Source organism: Pseudomonas lini, from assembly GCF_964063345.1.
GTDB classification, from domain to species: Bacteria; Pseudomonadota; Gammaproteobacteria; order Pseudomonadales; family Pseudomonadaceae; genus Aquipseudomonas; species Aquipseudomonas lini_B.
Genome location: NZ_OZ061318.1, coordinates 4,467,906 through 4,486,152, shown reverse-complemented (window position 1 = coordinate 4,486,152; position 18,247 = coordinate 4,467,906). Strand labels below are relative to the sequence as shown.

The 18,247-nt window shown below is 58.6% G+C and carries 15 protein-coding genes; 12 read left to right on the top strand and 3 right to left on the bottom strand.

Annotation, left to right across the window (positions count from 1 at the left end; all coding sequences use genetic code 11):
- Both tsf and rpsB read right to left on the bottom strand, forming a co-directional pair.
- Complete coding sequence (gene tsf / locus AB3226_RS20190; RefSeq protein WP_367374341.1) at positions 1-864, bottom strand: translation elongation factor Ts; 864 nt, start codon at positions 862-864, stop codon at positions 1-3.
- A gap of 193 nt (positions 865-1,057) precedes the next feature.
- Positions 1,058-1,795: a 30S ribosomal protein S2 gene (rpsB, locus tag AB3226_RS20185; RefSeq protein ID WP_007907989.1), complete on the bottom strand. Its 738-nt coding sequence runs from the start codon at positions 1,793-1,795 to the stop codon at positions 1,058-1,060.
- A gap of 373 nt (positions 1,796-2,168) precedes the next feature.
- Here rpsB and map point away from each other — a divergent pair, with 373 nt between their 5' ends.
- The 9 genes from map to AB3226_RS20140 all read left to right on the top strand — a co-directional run bounded on the left by map (position 2,169) and on the right by AB3226_RS20140 (position 12,191).
- Complete coding sequence (gene map / locus AB3226_RS20180) at positions 2,169-2,951, top strand: type I methionyl aminopeptidase (protein ID WP_030127993.1); 783 nt, start codon at positions 2,169-2,171, stop codon at positions 2,949-2,951.
- A 45-nt stretch (positions 2,952-2,996) separates the two neighbouring features.
- Positions 2,997-5,699: a [protein-PII] uridylyltransferase gene (locus tag AB3226_RS20175; protein WP_367374340.1), complete on the top strand. Its 2,703-nt coding sequence runs from the start codon at positions 2,997-2,999 to the stop codon at positions 5,697-5,699.
- Positions 5,700-5,910: 211 nt separating this feature from the next.
- Positions 5,911-7,110 carry a succinyldiaminopimelate transaminase gene (gene dapC, locus AB3226_RS20170; RefSeq protein WP_367374339.1) on the top strand — a complete coding sequence of 400 codons (1,200 nt, stop codon included), beginning with the start codon at positions 5,911-5,913 and terminating at the stop codon, positions 7,108-7,110.
- A 166-nt stretch (positions 7,111-7,276) separates the two neighbouring features.
- Positions 7,277-8,008 (top strand): M12 family metallopeptidase, encoded by a 732-nt coding sequence (locus tag AB3226_RS20165; protein ID WP_367374338.1) that lies wholly within the window; start codon positions 7,277-7,279, stop codon positions 8,006-8,008.
- 352 nt (positions 8,009-8,360) lie between these two features.
- The gene (locus AB3226_RS20160; protein WP_367374337.1) at positions 8,361-8,861 is read left to right on the top strand and encodes a hypothetical protein; all 501 of its coding nucleotides are present in this window, start codon (positions 8,361-8,363) and stop codon (positions 8,859-8,861) included.
- 147 nt (positions 8,862-9,008) lie between these two features.
- Complete coding sequence (locus AB3226_RS20155; protein ID WP_201059898.1) at positions 9,009-9,371, top strand: ArsC family reductase; 363 nt, start codon at positions 9,009-9,011, stop codon at positions 9,369-9,371.
- A 34-nt stretch (positions 9,372-9,405) separates the two neighbouring features.
- Positions 9,406-10,440 carry a 2,3,4,5-tetrahydropyridine-2,6-dicarboxylate N-succinyltransferase gene (gene dapD, locus AB3226_RS20150; protein ID WP_367374336.1) on the top strand — a complete coding sequence of 345 codons (1,035 nt, stop codon included), beginning with the start codon at positions 9,406-9,408 and terminating at the stop codon, positions 10,438-10,440.
- Positions 10,441-10,584: 144 nt separating this feature from the next.
- Positions 10,585-11,790 (top strand): aminotransferase class V-fold PLP-dependent enzyme, encoded by a 1,206-nt coding sequence (locus AB3226_RS20145; RefSeq protein WP_367374335.1) that lies wholly within the window; start codon positions 10,585-10,587, stop codon positions 11,788-11,790.
- Positions 11,787-12,191, top strand: coding sequence for a SufE family protein (locus tag AB3226_RS20140; protein ID WP_367374334.1), 405 nt, complete (start codon positions 11,787-11,789; stop codon positions 12,189-12,191). Before AB3226_RS20145 ends, AB3226_RS20140 begins: the two co-directional genes overlap by 4 nt.
- A gap of 125 nt (positions 12,192-12,316) precedes the next feature.
- Here the strand turns inward: AB3226_RS20140 and tcdA are convergent, their stop codons facing one another.
- Positions 12,317-13,126 carry a tRNA cyclic N6-threonylcarbamoyladenosine(37) synthase TcdA gene (tcdA, locus tag AB3226_RS20135; protein WP_187326390.1) on the bottom strand — a complete coding sequence of 270 codons (810 nt, stop codon included), beginning with the start codon at positions 13,124-13,126 and terminating at the stop codon, positions 12,317-12,319.
- Between the two features lie 287 nt (positions 13,127-13,413).
- On the opposite strand from tcdA, the gene AB3226_RS20130 reads away from it, so the two are divergent.
- From AB3226_RS20130 to AB3226_RS20120, 3 genes are all read left to right on the top strand, one after another.
- On the top strand, positions 13,414-16,005 hold the full coding sequence (locus tag AB3226_RS20130; protein WP_367374333.1) for a glycosyltransferase: 2,592 nt from the start codon (positions 13,414-13,416) through the stop codon (positions 16,003-16,005).
- A gap of 219 nt (positions 16,006-16,224) precedes the next feature.
- Positions 16,225-17,376: a succinyl-diaminopimelate desuccinylase gene (gene dapE, locus AB3226_RS20125; RefSeq protein WP_367374332.1), complete on the top strand. Its 1,152-nt coding sequence runs from the start codon at positions 16,225-16,227 to the stop codon at positions 17,374-17,376.
- Complete coding sequence (locus AB3226_RS20120) at positions 17,376-18,185, top strand: putative RNA methyltransferase (RefSeq protein WP_367374331.1); 810 nt, start codon at positions 17,376-17,378, stop codon at positions 18,183-18,185. The genes dapE and AB3226_RS20120 overlap by 1 nt, the downstream gene beginning before the upstream one ends.
- Positions 18,186-18,247: the final 62 nt, after the last annotated feature.

Sequence of the window (18,247 nt, the reverse complement as noted above, 5' to 3'; positions counted from 1 at the left end):
TTATTGCTTGGCGGCAGCCAGCTGGGCAGCAACTTCTTCAGCGAAGTTGTCGACCGGCTTCTCGATGCCTTCGCCTACTTTGAAGTAGGTGAAAGAAACGATTTCAGCACCGGCTTTCTTGGCCAGTTCGCCGACCTTGATTTCAGGGTTCTTGACGAACGCCTGCTCAACCAGGCTCGCTTCAGCCAGGAACTTGCTGATACGACCTTTGACCATGTTTTCAACGATGTTTTCTGGCTTGCCAGCGATCTTGTCAGCGTTGAGGGTCAGGAACACGCCTTTCTCGCGCTCGACCGCTTCAGCGGAAACTTCCGATGGCAGCAGGAATTCAGGGTTGGTGGCCGCTACGTGCATAGCGATGTCCTTGGCCAGCTCAACGTTGCCGCCTTTAAGAACAACCGCGACACCGATCTTGTTGCCGTGCAGGTAACCACCAACAACATCACCTTCAACGCGCGCCAGGCGACGGATGTTGACGTTTTCGCCAACCTTGCCGACCAGAACCAGACGATCGGCTTCTTGAGCTTCGATCAGCGGAGCGACGTCAGTCAGTTTGTCGGTGAACGCTTTTTCAACGCTTGCAGCAACAAATGCCTTGAAGTCGTCTTGCAGGGCCAGGAAGTCGGTCTGCGAGTTCACTTCCAGCAGAACGGCGGATTTACCGTCTTCTTTAAGAGCGATCGCGCCTTCAGCGGCAACGTTGCCTGCTTTCTTGGCAGCCTTGATGGCGCCAGAAGCACGCATGTCATCAATGGCTTTTTCGATGTCGCCGCCAGCCTTGGTCAAGGCCTTTTTGCAGTCCATCATGCCTTCGCCGGTACGCTCGCGCAGTTCTTTGACCAACGCTGCAGTAATCTCTGCCATTTCAAAATTCCTCTTGGATAGGTTTTCAACCATTCCACCCGATCGAACGGGCGTTCAATTCTTCCCGAACCACCCTTTGTTAGCCGCTGCACGTTACAAATGCTGTAGCTGCGCTGCTCACAAATGGTTTTCGAGGTGGCAAAAAGGGGGCCAAGCCCCCTTTTTGCTTACTGAGTCAACGCCAGGGCGTCAGTTACTCAGCTGCAGCTGCCGGAGCTTCTTCAACGAACTGCTCGGTGCCGCCAGCAACATGGTTGCGACCGCGGATTACAGCGTCAGCCATCGAACCCATGTACAGCTGGATAGCGCGGATTGCGTCATCGTTGCCTGGGATGATGTAGTCAACGCCTTCCGGGCTGCTGTTGGTATCGACTACGCCGATAACCGGGATGCCCAGCTTGTTGGCTTCGGTGATCGCGATGCGCTCGTGATCAACGTCGATAACGAACAGAGCGTCTGGCAGACCGCCCATGTCCTTGATACCACCCAGGGAACGATCCAGCTTCTCAAGATCGCGAGTGCGCATCAGCGCTTCTTTCTTGGTCAGCTTGGCGAAAGTACCGTCTTCGGCTTGCACTTCAAGGTCACGCAGACGCTTGATGGAAGCACGGATGGTTTTGAAGTTGGTCAGCATGCCGCCCAACCAGCGGTGGTCGACGTACGGCGAACCGCAACGTGCTGCTTCTTCAGCAACGATCTTGCCAGCGGAACGCTTGGTGCCGACGAACAGGATCTTGTTTTTGCCCTGGGCCAGACGCTCTACGAAAGTCAGAGCTTCGTTGAACATTGGCAGGGTTTTTTCAAGGTTGATAATGTGAATCTTGTTACGCGCGCCGAAAATGTATTTACCCATTTTCGGGTTCCAGTAACGGGTCTGGTGACCGAAGTGCACACCGGCCTTCAGCATATCGCGCATGTTGACTTGGGACATGATAGTTCCTTAATAAGTCGGGTTTGGCCTCCACGTATCCCAATGACCAACCAGCAGCATCAGCTGAAGGCACCCAGGTCATCGTGTCGACACGTGTGTGGATTTAAGCCTTCCAGGGTATCCCCGGAAAGCGGCGCATTTTATATCACAAGGCAGAAAAAAACGGAACCCGGATTCTGAAAACCTTGGGAATGCTTTTGGCCCCCGCCTTGGAATCCCCCCAGAATGCGCCATCCTATAGAGAGAAGCGATGCACAGAGGCTCAGATTTGCGCTGATCGTCTGATAGAATCGTGTTTTTCAGGGCCGCGACAATTATTCGCGCAATGCCCATTTCGTTTTAGAAGGCGCCATTGAGCGCAGAGAGAGCCTGTATGACCGTCACCCTCAAAACCCCAGAGGACATCGCAAAAATGCGGATCGCCGGCAAATTGGCCGCCGATGTGCTGGAAATGATTGCCGATTATGTCAAGCCGGGTGTCACCACCGAAGAGCTGGACCGCATCTGCCACGACTACATCGTCAATGAGCAGAAAGCCATCCCTGCCCCGCTCAACTACAAGGGCTTCCCGAAGTCGATCTGCACTTCGATCAACCATGTGGTCTGCCACGGCATCCCGAACGAGAAGCCGCTTAAAGATGGCGACACCGTGAATATCGACGTGACTGTGATCAAGGACGGTTACCACGGCGACACCAGCCGCATGTTCCACGTTGGTACCGTGCCGGTCTGGGCCGAGCGTCTGTCCCAGGTGACTCAGGAATGCATGTACAAGGCCATCGAACTGGTCAAGCCCGGCTGCCGCCTGGGCGATATCGGTGAAGTGATCCAGAAGCACGCGGAAAAGAACGGCTTCTCGGTGGTTCGTGAGTTCTGCGGCCACGGCATCGGCAAGGTGTTCCACGAAGAACCGCAAATTCTGCACTACGGCCGCGCCGGCACCGGCATGGAACTGAAAGCCGGCATGACCTTCACCATCGAACCGATGATCAACCAGGGCAAGGCCGACACCAAGGTGCTGGGCGACGGCTGGACCGCCATTACCAAGGACCGCAAGCTGTCGGCACAGTGGGAACATACCTTGCTGGTAACCGAAACCGGTTACGAGATCTTCACTTTGCGCAGCGACGATACCATCGCGCGCGTTTCGGCCTGATCTCGCCCGCTCCGTTCCCAGCTTTATAGAAAGGAAAGCCAATCGATGCCGCAGGTGGATCCCGAACTCTTCGACCGCGGCCAGTTCCAGGCTGAACTGGCCCTGAAGGCAAGCCCTATTGCTGCCTTCAAGAAGGCGATCCGTCAGGCCCGCGAGGCGCTCGACGAGCGGTTTCGCAGTGGCCGGGACATTCGTCGGCTGATCGAGGATCGCGCCTGGTTTATCGACAACATCCTGCAACAGGCCTGGGAACAGTTTAACTGGAGCGAAGACGCCGATATCGCCCTGGTGGCAGTCGGCGGCTACGGTCGCGGCGAGTTGCACCCCTATTCCGACATCGATCTGCTGATTTTGCTGGACAGCGCCGATCACGAAATTTTTCGTGATTCCATCGAGCGTTTTCTGACGTTGCTGTGGGACATCGGCCTGGAAGTCGGCCAGAGCGTTCGTTCGGTGGACGAATGCGCCGTCGAGGCCCGTGCCGACCTGACGGTCGTCACCAACCTGATGGAAAGCCGCACCATCTGCGGCCCCGAGCGCCTGCGCCAGCGCATGCTGGATGTCACCAGCACCGCGCACATGTGGCCGAGCAAGGAGTTCTTCCTGGCCAAGCGCGCCGAGCAAAAGGCCCGTCACCACAAGTACAACGACACCGAATACAACCTGGAACCCAACGTCAAAGGTTCGCCCGGTGGCCTTCGGGATATTCAGACGATTCTCTGGGTTGCCCGTCGTCAGTACGGCACCCTGAACCTGCGAGCCCTGGCGGGCGAAGGCTTCCTGGTGGAGAGCGAAAACGCCCTGCTGGCCTCGTCCCAGGAGTTTTTGTGGAAAGTACGTTACGCCCTGCACATGCTCGCCGGCCGCTCCGAAGACCGCTTGCTGTTCGATCACCAGCGCTCGATTGCCGGGCTGCTGGGTTTCGCAGGCCATGATGCCAAGCAAGCCATCGAAAACTTCATGCAGCAGTACTACCGGGTGGTCATGAGCATTGCCCAGCTCAGTGACCTGATCATCCAGCACTTCGAAGAAGTGATCCTGGCCCCCGAAGACGAAGCACCGCCGCAACCGATCAACTCAAGGTTCCAGCTGCACGACGGCTACATCGAGGCACGCAACGACAACGTGTTCCGCCGTACGCCATTCGCCATGCTCGAGATTTTTGTGCTGATGGCCCAGCAACCGGAGATCAAAGGCGTACGTGCCGATACCATCCGCCTGTTGCGCGAGAACCGTCATTTGATCGATGACGATTTCCGCAACGATATTCGTAATACCAGCCTGTTCATCGAACTGTTCAAGTGCAAGATCGGCATCCACCGCAATCTGCGACGCATGAACCGTTACGGCATCCTTGGGCGCTATCTGCCGGAGTTCGGTTTCATTGTCGGGCAGATGCAGCATGACCTGTTTCACATCTATACGGTCGACGCGCACACCCTGAACCTGATCAAGCACCTGCGTAAGCTGCAGTACACGCAGGTGTCGGAAAAATTCCCGTTGGCCAGCAAGCTCATGGCCAAACTGCCCAAACCCGAACTGATTTACCTGGCCGGCTTGTATCACGACATCGGCAAGGGCCGGCATGGCGATCATTCGGAAATCGGCGCCGTGGATGCTGAAGCCTTTTGCCAGCGCCACCAGTTGCCGATCTGGGACAGCCGCCTGATCGTCTGGCTGGTGCAGAACCACTTGGTGATGTCGACCACGGCCCAGCGCAAGGACCTGTCCGATCCGCACGTAATCCATGATTTCGCGCAGACTGTCGGCGATGAAACCCGCCTCGATTATCTGTACGTGTTGACCGTGGCGGACATCAACGCGACCAATCCGACGCTATGGAACTCCTGGCGAGCGAGCCTGTTGCGCCAGCTCTACACCGAGACCAAGCGCGCCTTGCGTCGAGGCCTTGAAAACCCGGTGGATCGCGAAGAGCAGATTCGCCAGACCCAAAGCGCTGCGCTGGACATCCTGGTACGCGGCGGCAACGATCCGGACGATGTCGAGCAGTTGTGGGCGCAATTGGGCGATGACTATTTCCTGCGCCACACCGCCGGCGATGTGGCCTGGCACACTGATGCGATCCTGCAGCAGCCGGCCGACGGCGGCCCGCTGGTGCTGATCAAGGAAACCACCCAGCGCGAGTTCGAGGGCGGTACGCAGATTTTCATCTATGCACCGGACCAGCACGACTTCTTCGCCGTGACCGTGGCGGCGATGGACCAGCTCAATCTGAACATTCACGACGCCCGGGTCATCACCTCCAGCAGCCAGTTCACCCTCGATACCTATATCGTGCTCGACACCGATGGCGATTCGATCGGCGACAACCCGGCGCGAGTCAAGCAGATCCGCGAAGGCCTGACTGAGGCCTTGCGCAATCCGGACAACTACCCAACGATTATTCAGCGTCGGGTGCCGCGCCAGCTCAAGCATTTCGCGTTTGCGCCACAGGTGACGATCCACAACGACGCTCAGCGTCCGGTGACGGTGCTGGAGCTCAGCGCCCCGGATCGCCCCGGCCTGTTGGCGCGGATCGGCACGATCTTCCTCGAGTTCGACCTGTCGCTGCAGAACGCCAAGATCGCTACCTTGGGCGAGCGCGTGGAAGACGTGTTCTTCATCACCGACGCGAACAATCAGCCACTGTCCGACCCGTTGTTGTGCAGCCGCTTGCAGGACGCAATCGTCGAACAGTTGAGCGTCAGCCAGGAACCCGATACCAAACTGTCGCGCATCAGCTTTTGAATTAACTCATTTTCCCCTGTTGGAACAAGCAAACTCCAATGCGAATTGGGCAAGTGGAACCCGGGTGGGAGCGAGCCTGCTCGCGATAGCGATGGATCAGCACACATTGATGCTGAATCTACTGCCCTCATCGCGAGCAGGCTCGCTCCCACAGGTTTCTTGCCCTGACTGAGATTGGAGCAAGGCTGCTCCTACATTGAACGAGGCCCCCATGAACAACGCTCTGAACCAGTTGCAACCCTACCCGTTCGAAAAGCTCCGCGCCCTGCTCGGCAGCGTCACGCCAAACCCGGATAAGCGCGCCATCGCGCTGTCCATCGGCGAGCCGAAACATCGTTCGCCGAGCTTCGTCGCCGAAGCGCTGGCGAGCAATCTGGATCAGATGGCCGTGTACCCGACCACCCTCGGCATCCCGGCCCTGCGTGAAGCCATTGCCGCCTGGTGCGAACGTCGCTTCAGCGTCCCGAACGGCTGGCTCGACCCGGCGCGCAACGTACTGCCGGTCAACGGCACCCGTGAAGCGCTGTTCGCCTTCACCCAGACCGTGGTCAACCGTGGCGACGATGCGCTGGTGGTCAGCCCGAACCCGTTCTATCAGATCTACGAAGGTGCGGCGTTCCTCGCCGGCGCCAAGCCGCATTACCTGCCGTGCCTGGACGAAAACGGCTTCAACCCGGACTTTGACGCCGTTTCGCCAGACATCTGGAAGCGCTGCCAAATCCTGTTCCTGTGCTCGCCAGGCAACCCGACCGGCGCACTGATTCCGGTCGACACCCTGAAGAAGCTGATCGCTCTGGCCGATGAATACGACTTCGTGATCGCGGCCGACGAGTGCTACAGCGAACTGTACTTCGACGAACAAACCCCACCGCCGGGCCTGCTCAGCGCGTGCGTGGAACTGGGCCGCAAGGACTTCAAGCGTTGCGTGGTGTTCCACAGCCTGTCCAAGCGCTCCAACCTGCCAGGCCTGCGTTCGGGCTTTGTGGCCGGTGACGCGGATATTCTCAAAGGCTTTCTGCTCTATCGCACCTACCATGGCTGCGCGATGCCGGTTCAGACTCAACTGGCCAGCGTTGCCGCATGGAATGACGAAGTGCATGTACGCGCCAACCGTGCGCTGTATCGCGAGAAGTACGATGCAGTACTGGAGATTCTCGGCCCGGTGATGGATGTGCAGCGCCCGGACGGTGGTTTTTACCTGTGGCCGAACGTGGCGGGAGATGATGCTGCGTTCTGTCGCGATCTGTTCGAACAGGAACATGTGACCGTGGTGCCGGGCTCTTACTTGTCCCGCGAAGTCGATGGCGTCAACCCGGGCGCCGGGCGTGTGCGCATGGCGCTGGTCGCGCCGCTGGCCGAATGTGTGGAAGCGGCCAAGAGAATTCGCGAGTTTATTACCCGCAACAAGTAAATATCCCAGCCCGCACTGCGCAACACAGTGCGGGCACTCTTATATAGCCAGTTACATTTCGCCCACAATTAAAGTTCACCACACTGCAGAGTTCCCTTACTCTCATGCAGCACATAACTGTGTGCACGCATAAATCCTTACATCCACTTCATGGAAGAAGTAACGAATGAACTGCATTGAAAACTGTTCTCTTATCCAATGGCCTGATGATCAGCAATCCTACGATGCTGCCGTTAACGAAAACCCCGCAAACGCAAACTCCTCCAGCCGTACTCGCGGCAAGCGCTCGCTGATCAATTACTCAAAACTGTGGGCTAACGGACGGACGCTCAAAATCGCCTTTATCGACGGCCCCGATGATGAGCACAAACAGAAGATCATCGACGCTGCCAGCCAGTGGCTGTCCTATATCAATCTGAGCTTCGATTTTGTCGATGGACTTGAAGGTGATATCCGGATTGCGACAAAAAACAACGTCAACAGCTCAATGCTGGGCACCGATGCGCTGTTGATTCATCCGGACTGGCAGACCATGGACCTGGGGGTCAAACCTGAACATGAAGATTTCGACGTGATCGTGACTCATGAGTTTGGACATGCCTTAGGCGCCATGCATGAACACCAACACCCTGAGGCTAATATCCCTTGGGATAAACCGAAAGTGTATGCGTTCTACCAGAATCGAGAAATGAATCCGCTGACCATAGAACAAGTCGACAGGAACCTGTTTCAGCCCTTCGATACAATCGAAGCGATTTATACGCCGTACGACAGAAAGTCGATCATGCACCATCCAGTGGCGAACACCCTGACATTGGGGGATTGGGAAATTCCAATCAACCGCAAGATCAGCAGAAAAGACAAGCGCTTGATGAAACTGCTCTATCCCAAGCGCTAAAACTTCATTCATTTGTAACGATCGAGAACAGGGGTATCGTCATTTAAGTCAACGGACGAGCACTGCCGCTATCAAAACGACTACAAGCACACATAAGCAAATCAATCATGAACATTAGTACTCCCTGTAAAATGATCCGCGCAATTGATGAACTCGCCTCTTACGACGCAGCTATCCTGGAAAACCCCGACAACGCCCAACGCTCTTCCACAGGCCGACGCTCCAAGCGTGCGATTGGCACCTGGAGCAAATTCTGGGGTAACGGCCGGACGTTAAGAATCGCGTTCGTGGATACTCAACTCAAACGAAAAGGCTTGCCATCGAAGCGTTGATCAAGCAATGGCAACGCTCTGTGAACCTGCAGTTCGAATTTATTGACCAAGGCGAAAGCGAGATCAGGATTTCAACCTCCAGCGCGACAAACGACTGCGCAGTAGGAACTGATGCGTTGTTGTACGAACAACATGTACCGACGCTGAATTTTAATATTGAAATCGACCATCCAGAATTCGAAGCAACCGTACTGCATGAGTTCGGTCACGCGTTGGGTCTGCAGCACGAGCAGCAGCATCCAAAAGCGAACATTCCCTGGGATAAACCGAAGGTTTACGAGTTTTATAAAACCCACTATGAGTGGACCGAGGAAGACACTGATCTTAACGTCCTGACGCCCTTTGGAGGCAGCGACCATCTATGGGGCAGCTACGACAAGGATTCGATCATGCACTACCCAGTCCCGAACGAGCTGACGACAGAGGATTGGGAAGTGGGTATCAACACCAAAATCAGCATGCTGGACAGGCGAGCCATGCGCAAAGCCTACCCAAAATATCGACCGAATGACGCTGATTGAGTCCAGCGAACGCAAGGGCTGAGCATTTGCACCGCAATCCCTGTGGGAGAGAGCTTGCTCGCTCCCACAGGGTTTTGCGTTTTAACTGAACGGTCATGGCATAATCCGTCACCTTTTATTTTCAGCACCTGCAAGGGGGGCAATTCCTTGACCGCTTCAAGCAAAACGTTGCACCTTTTCGGCATCAAAGCCTGCGACACCATGAAAAAGGCGCGCACCTGGCTCGATGAACACGCTGTCAGCTATGACTTCCATGATTACAAAACGGTCGGAATCGACCGTGAACACCTGAGCCAATGGTGCGACGAGCATGGCTGGCAAGTGGTGTTGAACCGTGCAGGCACGACCTTTCGCAAGCTCGACGACGAACGCAAAGCCGATCTCGACCAGCCGAAAGCCATTGAACTGATGCTCGCACAACCCTCGATGATCAAGCGCCCGGTGCTCGATCTCGGTGACCGAACCCTGATTGGCTTCAAGCCAGATATCTACGCGGCAGCGCTCAAGTAAGGCAGCCCGTTTCATTTTGTTAGAGGTATCAAACATGTCCACTACCCTGTTCAGCCTGGCCTTTGGTGTCGGCACTCAAAACCGTCAAGGCGCATGGCTGGAAGTGTTTTACGCGCAGCCACTGCTCAACCCGTCGGCCGAACTGGTCGCTGCCATTGCGCCGGTTTTGGGTTACACCGACGGCAATCAGGCCATCGCCTTCAGCACTGCTCAAGCTTCGCAATTGGCCGAAGCGCTGAAAAGCGTCGACGCTGCCCAGGCTGCATTGCTGACCCGTCTGGCCGAGAGCCACAAGCCACTGGTCGCCACTATTTTGGCCGAAGACGCTCAGCTGACTTCCACGCCTGAGGCTTACCTCAAGCTGCATTTGCTGTCTCATCGTCTGGTCAAGCCGCATGGCCTGAACCTGGCCGGCGTGTTCCCGCTGCTGCCAAACGTGGCCTGGACCAGCCAGGGCGCGATCGACCTGACTGAACTGGCCGAGCATCAACTGGAAGCCCGTCTGCGCGGCGAGTTGCTGGAAGTATTCTCGGTGGACAAGTTCCCGAAAATGACCGACTACGTGGTACCGGCCGGCGTGCGTATCGCTGACGCGGCGCGTATTCGTCTGGGCGCTTATGTCGGCGAAGGCACCACCGTGATGCACGAAGGTTTCGTCAACTTCAACGCCGGCACCGAAGGCCCGGGCATGATCGAAGGCCGTGTATCGGCAGGCGTCTTCGTCGGCAAGGGTTCGGACCTGGGCGGCGGCTGCTCGACCATGGGCACCCTGTCGGGCGGCGGCAACATCGTGATCAAGGTCGGCGAAGGCTGCCTGATCGGCGCCAACGCCGGTATCGGTATCCCGTTGGGCGACCGCAACACTGTTGAGTCGGGTCTGTACGTGACGGCCGGCACCAAGGTTGCGCTGCTGGACGAGCACAACAAACTGGTCAAAGTCGTTAAGGCCCGTGAACTGGCCGGTCAGCCTGACCTGCTGTTCCGTCGCAATTCGGAGACCGGTGCCGTGGAGTGCAAAACCCACAAATCGGCCATCGAACTGAACGAAGCGCTGCACGCTCACAACTAAGCAGAGCGTCACACGATCACCTGTGTGTAGGAGCGAGGCTTGCCCGCGAAGCTTTTGGCGATCTCAAATGCCCCTTCGCGAGCAAGCTCTGCTCCTACACAGGTCAGGCGTTCCACCCGCCCATGTTCACCAGGGCCCGATAGCATGATGATTCCCTCTCCTTGGCGCGCCGATTTTCCGGCCATCGCCGCACTGCAACGGCAAGACCAGACTTATCTGGACAACGCCGCCACCACGCAAAAACCTCAAGCCCTGCTGGATGCCCTGGCGCATTACTACGCCAATGGCGCGGCCAACGTGCATCGGGCGCAACACTTGCCCGGCGCCCATGCCACCCAGGCGTTCGAGGACAGCCGCAGCAAAGTTGCGCAATGGCTCAATACCGGCGATTGCGGGCAGATCATCTTTACTCACGGCGCGACGTCCGCGCTGAACCTCCTGGCCTATGGCCTGGAACACGTATTCAATCCGGGCGATGAAATTGTCATCAGTGCTCTGGAGCACCACGCCAACCTGTTGCCATGGCAGCAACTGGCCCACCGTCGCGACTTGAAGCTGGCGATCCTGCCGCTGGATGTCGACGGTTTGATTGACCTTGAAGCCGCCGCTCGCCTGATCGGCCCGCGCACCCGCCTACTGGCGGTCAGTCAGCTGTCCAACGTGCTCGGCGCCTGGCAACCGTTGCCCGCGTTACTGGCGATGGCCAAGGCGCACAACGCGTTGACCGTGGTCGACGGCGCTCAAGGCGTGGTCCACGGCCGGCATGACGTGCAGGCGCTGGGCTGCGACTTCTATGTGTTTTCCAGCCACAAGCTCTACGGCCCGGATGGCCTGGGTGTGCTGTTCGGTCGTCATGCAGCGCTCGAGCAACTGCGTCCGTGGCAGTTCGGCGGCGAAATGGTGCTGGATGCCAACTACCACGACGCACGCTTTCGTCCTGCTCCACTGGGGTTCGAGGCGGGTACGCCGCCGATTTCCAGCGTGATTGGCCTGGGGGCGACCCTGGATTATCTGGCCAGGCTGGATCAGGACGCCGTGTCCGCCCACGAAGCCACGCTGCATGACTATTTGCTCAAAGGCCTTGAGGCGCGCAATGGCATTCGTCTGCTGGGCAAGCCGCAACTGGCACTGGCCAGTTTTGTCGTCGAGGGTGTGCATAACTCTGATCTGGCGCATTTGCTGACCGAACAGGGAATCGCCGTTCGCGCCGGTCATCATTGCGCCATGCCATTGCTCAAAAGCTTTGAACTGGCCGGGGCGATTCGGGTGTCATTGGCGTTGTACAACGATTCGGAAGACCTTGAGCGCTTTTTTGAAGCGCTGGATCAGGCACTGGAGTTGTTGCGATGACCTTGCCCGCCGATGCCGTCATGGCGCTGGATACTTTTCAGAAGACTGCGAGTTGGGAACAGCGGGCGCGGTTGCTGATGCAATGGGGCGACCGCCTGCCGGCGTTGAGCGATGTGGATAAAGTCGAGGCCAACCGCGTGCATGGCTGTGAAAGCCAGGTCTGGCTGGTCGGTACGCTGCAGGATGGTCATTGGCAGTTCAGCGCCAGCAGCGATGCACGGCTGATTCGCGGGTTGGTGGCGCTGCTGCTGGCGCGGGTCAACGGTTTGTCCGCGTCTGAGCTGCAGCAGGTGGATTTGCCGGATTGGTTCAATCAGCTAGGACTGTCGCGGCAGTTGTCGTCATCGCGCAGTAATGGCCTCAACGCCGTGCTACAGCGGATGAATGAGTTGGCTGGTTAATCGCCTTAACTGATCGTTCCCACGCTCCGCGTGGGAATGCCTCCACGGACGCTCCGCGTTCGGCTGTGAAGGGACGCAGAGCGTCCCGGGCTGCATTCCCACGCAGAGCGTGGGAACGATCGGTGTCAGGCAGGCTTGACCCGATCCGCCGGGCGTCGAACCCCGGCCACAATCTTATCCACAGCCTTGGTCGCCGCGACCATGCCGAACGTCGCTGTCACCATCATCACCGCGCCAAAACCCCCAGCGCAGTCGAGCTTCACGCCATCCCCGACAAAACTCTTCTGCAAGCAAATGCTGCCATCCGGTTTCGGGTAGCGCAGTTGCTCGGTGGAAAACACGCAGGGCACGCTGTAGTGCCGGGTCACGGTGCGGGAGAAGCCGTAGTCGCGGCGAAGCGTGGAGCGCACTTTCGACGCCAGCGGATCGTTGAACGTGCGATTCAGGTCGCAGACCTGGATCAGTGTCGGGTCGATCTGCCCGCCCGCGCCACCGGTGGTGATGATCTGAATCTTGCGTCGCTTGCACCAGGCGATCAGCGCGGCTTTGGCGTTGACGCTGTCGATGCAATCGATCACACAGTCGATGTTCGGCGTGATGTACTCGGCCATGGTTTCACGGGTGACGAAGTCCGCCACTGCATGCACCGTGCAATCCGGGTTGATCCCGCGCAGACGCTCGGCCATCACCTCGACCTTGGGCTTGCCGACGGTGCTGTCCAGCGCATGTAGCTGACGGTTGACGTTGCTGACACAGACGTCATCCAGGTCAAACAGCGAAATCTCGCCCACGCCACACCGGGCAACAGCTTCCGCCGCCCAGGAACCGACGCCACCGACGCCGACGATCGCCACATGGGCCGCGCGCAAACGCTCAAGGCCTTCGATGCCATACAAGCGGGCGATGCCAGCAAACCGCGGATCTTCTGTACTCATGACCATTACCCCAAAAACCGGCGCGCATTATAGGGCCGTCGGCGACCAAGAACATCTTTGCGCTATGAACGGCAGTCTGGACGGCTTCAATTGACTACAAATTTATTGGAATTGGGTGATACCGCACCGGTCAAAGAACTTAAGTCGACTTGGATTGCCCAACGTCCGGCATTTCCCTGTCCGCTGTACGGTCAGTGAACGCCCGGTGTAGGATGCGCGCCCCCGCCTCATGGCAGCCGGCCGCCGACCGTTACTTCGTTCAGTAGCCCCTGGAACCTGAAATAGCTATGTCATCGCGTAAATTTGGACTCAACCTGGTCGTGGTTCTTGCAATCGCCGCCTTGTTCACCGGTTTCTGGGCGCTGGTCAATCGCCCGGTCACCGCCCCCAACTGGCCTGAACAGATCTCCGGCTTTTCGTACTCGCCGTTTCAACAAGGCCAGTACCCGCAAAAAGCCCAGTGGCCGACCGACGATGAAATGCGTCGCGATCTGGAGATCATGAGCAAGCTGACGGACAACATCCGCACCTACTCGGTCGACGGCACCCTGGAGAACATCCCCAAACTGGCGGAAGAATTCGGCCTGCGGGTGACCCTGGGGATCTGGATCAGCCCGGATGAAGAGCGCAACGAGCGCGAGATCACCCGCGCCATCGAAATCGCCAATACCTCGCGCAGCGTGGTTCGTGTGATTGTCGGTAACGAGGCGATCTTCCGTAAGGAAATCACTGCAGCAGAGCTAAGCCTGATCCTGGATCGCGTCCGCGCGGCCGTCAAGGTTCCAGTCACCACCTCCGAACAGTGGCACGTCTGGGAAGAAAACCCGAGCCTGGCCAAGCACGTCGACCTGATCGCGGCTCACATTCTGCCCTACTGGGAATTCGTTCCGGTGGACAAGGCCGGTCAGTTCGTTCTCGACCGCGCCCGTGACCTGAAAAAAATGTTCCCGAAAAAACCGCTACTGCTCTCCGAGGTCGGCTGGCCGAGCAACGGCCGCATGCGCGGTGGCGCCGATGCGTCGCCGGCGGACCAGGCGATTTACCTGCGCACGTTGGTCAACAAGCTCAACCGTCAGGGTTTCAACTACTTCGTGATCGAAGCATTCGACCAACCGTGGAAGGCCAGTGACGAAGGTTCGGTGGGCGCGTATTGGGGCGTGTTCAACGCCGCGCGTCAGCAGAAATTCAACTTCGAAGGCCCGGTCGTCGCGATCCCGCAATGGCGCGTATTGGCTATCGGCTCGGTAGTGCTGGCATTGCTGTCGCTGACCCTGCTGATGATCGACGGCTCGGCCCTGCGTCAACGCGGCCGCACCTTCCTGACCTTTATCGCGTTCCTGTGCGGTTCGGTGCTGGTGTGGATCGGTTATGACTACAGCCAGCAATACAGCACCTGGTTCAGCCTGACGGTGGGCTTCTTGCTCGCCCTCGGTGCACTCGGGGTGTTTATCGTGCTGCTGACCGAGGCCCACGAACTGGCCGAAGCGGTCTGGACCCACAAACGCCGGCGTGAATTCCTGCCAGTGGTGGGCGATTCGGACTACCGACCGAAAGTGTCGATACACGTACCTTGCTACAACGAGCCGCCGGAGATGGTCAAACAGACCCTCAACGCCCTGGCCAACCTCGACTATCCGGACTTCGAAGTCCTGATCATCGACAACAACACCAAAGACCCGGCGGTCTGGGAACCGGTGCGCGATTATTGCGAAACCCTCGGCCCGCGCTTCAAGTTCTTCCACGTGGCACCGCTGGCCGGTTTCAAGGGTGGCGCGCTGAATTACCTGATTCCGCACACCGCCAAAGATGCCGAAGTGATTGCGGTGATCGACTCGGACTACTGTGTAGACCCGAACTGGCTCAAGCACATGGTGCCGCACTTCGCCGATCCGAAAATCGCCGTGGTGCAGTCGCCACAGGATTACCGCGACCAGAACGAAAGCACCTTCAAGAAGCTCTGCTACGCGGAATACAAAGGCTTCTTCCACATCGGCATGGTCACCCGCAACGACCGTGACGCGATCATCCAGCACGGCACCATGACCATGACCCGACGCTCGGTGCTCGAGGAACTGGGCTGGGCCGACTGGTGCATCTGTGAAGACGCCGAGTTGGGTCTGCGCGTGTTCGAAAAAGGTCTGTCGGCGGCGTATTACCACGACAGTTACGGCAAAGGCCTGATGCCCGATACCTTTATCGACTTCAAGAAGCAGCGTTTTCGCTGGGCCTACGGAGCGATTCAGATCATCAAGCGTCACACCGCCAGCTTGCTGCGCGGCAAGGACACCGAACTGACCCGTGGCCAGCGTTACCACTTCCTCGCGGGCTGGTTGCCGTGGGTGGCGGACGGCATGAACATCTTCTTCACCGTCGGCGCGCTGTTGTGGTCGGCGGCGATGATCATCGTGCCGCAACGGGTCGATCCACCGCTGCTGATATTTGCGATCCCGCCGTTGGCGCTGTTCGTGTTCAAGGTCGGCAAGATCATCTTCCTCTACCGTCGTGCGGTCGGGGTCAACCTCAAGGATGCGTTCTGCGCGGCATTGGCAGGGCTGGCGTTGTCGCACACCATCGCCAAAGCGGTGCTGTACGGTTTCTTCACCAGCAGCATTCCGTTCTTCCGTACCCCGAAAAACGCCGATAACCACGGCTTCTGGGTAGCCATTTCGGAAGCGCGCGAAGAGGTATTCATCATGCTGCTGTTGTGGGGCGCGGCGCTGGGGATCTTCCTGGTGCAGGGCCTGCCGAGCAACGACATGCGCTTCTGGGTGACTATGTTGCTGGTGCAGTCGCTGCCGTATCTGGCGGCGCTGATCATGGCGTTCCTGTCGTCGCTGCCCAAACCGGTAGCCGAAGTCGCGACCGCACCGGCTGTCTAAATCAGTACAGATGCACTAAACGGCGGCCAATGGCCGCCGTTTTGCTTTAAGATAACCGCCATTTTGCAGGCCTTGGCCGGGCACGTACCAACGGCCGAACGCCATACCTGTGGGAGCGGGCTTGCTCGCGAAGCTTTTGGCGTCAGTGATGGCCCCTTCGCGAGCAAGCCCGCTCCCACATTTAGCCCGCGCCCATATTTCATGTTTTCGGAGCTTTCCATGACGGCCCACGCCGACCTTTCGCCGACCCTTCAACTCGCCATCGACCTGATCCGCCGTCCGTCCGTGACGCCGATCGACGCCGATTGCCAGAAGCAGATGATGCAGCGCCTGGGCGATGCCGGTTTCAAACTGGAACCGATGCGCATTGAAGATGTGGATAACTTCTGGGCGACCCACGGTAAACACGACGGCCCGGTGCTGTGCTTCGCCGGCCACACCGACGTGGTCCCGACCGGTCCGGTAACCGCCTGGCAGATCGATCCGTTCAACGCGGTGATCGATGAGCACGGCATGCTCTGCGGCCGTGGCGCGGCAGACATGAAAGGCAGCCTCGCGGCCATGACCGTAGCCGCTGAGCGCTTCGTCGCCGACTACCCGGACCACAAGGGCAAGGTCGCTTTCCTGATCACCAGCGACGAAGAAGGCCCGGCGCACCACGGCACCAAGGCTGTGATCGAACGCCTCGCCGCCCGTAAAGAACGTCTGGACTGGTGCATCGTCGGCGAACCGTCGAGCACTACCCTGGTGGGTGACGTGGTCAAGAATGGCCGTCGCGGCTCCCTCGGCGCCAAATTGACCGTGCGCGGCGTGCAAGGTCACGTGGCGTATCCGCACCTGGCGAAGAACCCGATCCACCTCGCCGCCCCGGCGCTGGCCGAACTGGCCGCCGAGCACTGGGACCACGGCAACGATTTCTTCCCGCCGACCAGTTTCCAGATTTCCAACGTGAATTCCGGCACCGGCGCGACCAATGTGATTCCGGGTGATCTGGTGGCGGTGTTCAACTTCCGCTTCTCCACCGAATCCACCGTCGAAGGCCTGCAAAAGCGCGTCGCCGATATTCTCGACAAGCATGGTCTGGACTGGCACATCGACTGGGCGCTGTCCGGCCTGCCGTTCCTCACCGAACCGGGCGCCCTGCTCGACGCGGTATCGGCGAGCATCAAGGACATCACCGGTCGCGAGACCAAGGCGTCCACTAGCGGCGGTACTTCCGACGGGCGCTTCATCGCGACCATGGGTACTCAGGTTGTCGAATTGGGCCCGGTCAACGCGACGATCCACCAGGTCAACGAGCGCGTGCTGGCGGCCGATCTCGATGTGCTGACCGAAATCTACTACCAGACCCTGATCAAGTTGCTCGCCTGATGCTTGCGTGTCCGATCTGCAGCGAACCGCTGAACGCGGTGGACAACGGCGTGGCTTGCCCCGCCGGGCATCGTTTCGACCGTGCGCGGCAGGGTTACTTGAACCTGTTGCCGGTGCAGCATAAAAATAGCCGCGACCCTGGGGATAACTTGGCGATGGTCGAAGCCCGTCGCGACTTTTTGAACGCCGGCCATTACGCGCCGGTGGCCAAGCGTCTGGCGCAACTGGCAGCGCAATACGCGCCCCAGCGCTGGCTGGACATCGGTTGTGGCGAGGGTTATTACACCGCGCAAATCGCCGAAGCCTTGCCTAACGCCGATGGCTATGCGCTGGACATTTCCCGGGAAGCGGTCAAACGCGCCTGCAAACGCAACCCTGCGCTGACCTGGTTGATCGCCAGCATGGCGCGGGTGCCGTTGGCCTCAGGCAGTTGCCAGTTTCTCGCCAGCGTTTTCAGCCCGCTGGACTGGGAAGAAGCCAAACGCCTGCTCAGCCCCGGCGGCGGCTTGATGAAAGTCGGGCCGACCAGCGGCCATCTGATGGAATTGCGCGAGCGGCTGTACGACGAAGTGCGCGAGTACACCGACGACAAGCATTTGGCGTTGGTGCCAGAAGGCATGGCGCTGCAGCACAGCGAAACCCTGGAGTTCAAACTGACGCTGGTTAACGGTCAGGATCGCGCGAACCTGTTGGCCATGACACCCCACGGCTGGCGCGCGAGTGCCGAACGCCGGGCGGCAGTCATCGAACAGGTCGAGCCGTTCGAGGTCACTGTTTCGATGCGCTACGATTACTTCGTGCTTCAATAATTTCTTAATTTTTTGGTCTTGAGCAATGGCTTGAGGCCGGCTAAATCCGCGAATGGATTTTT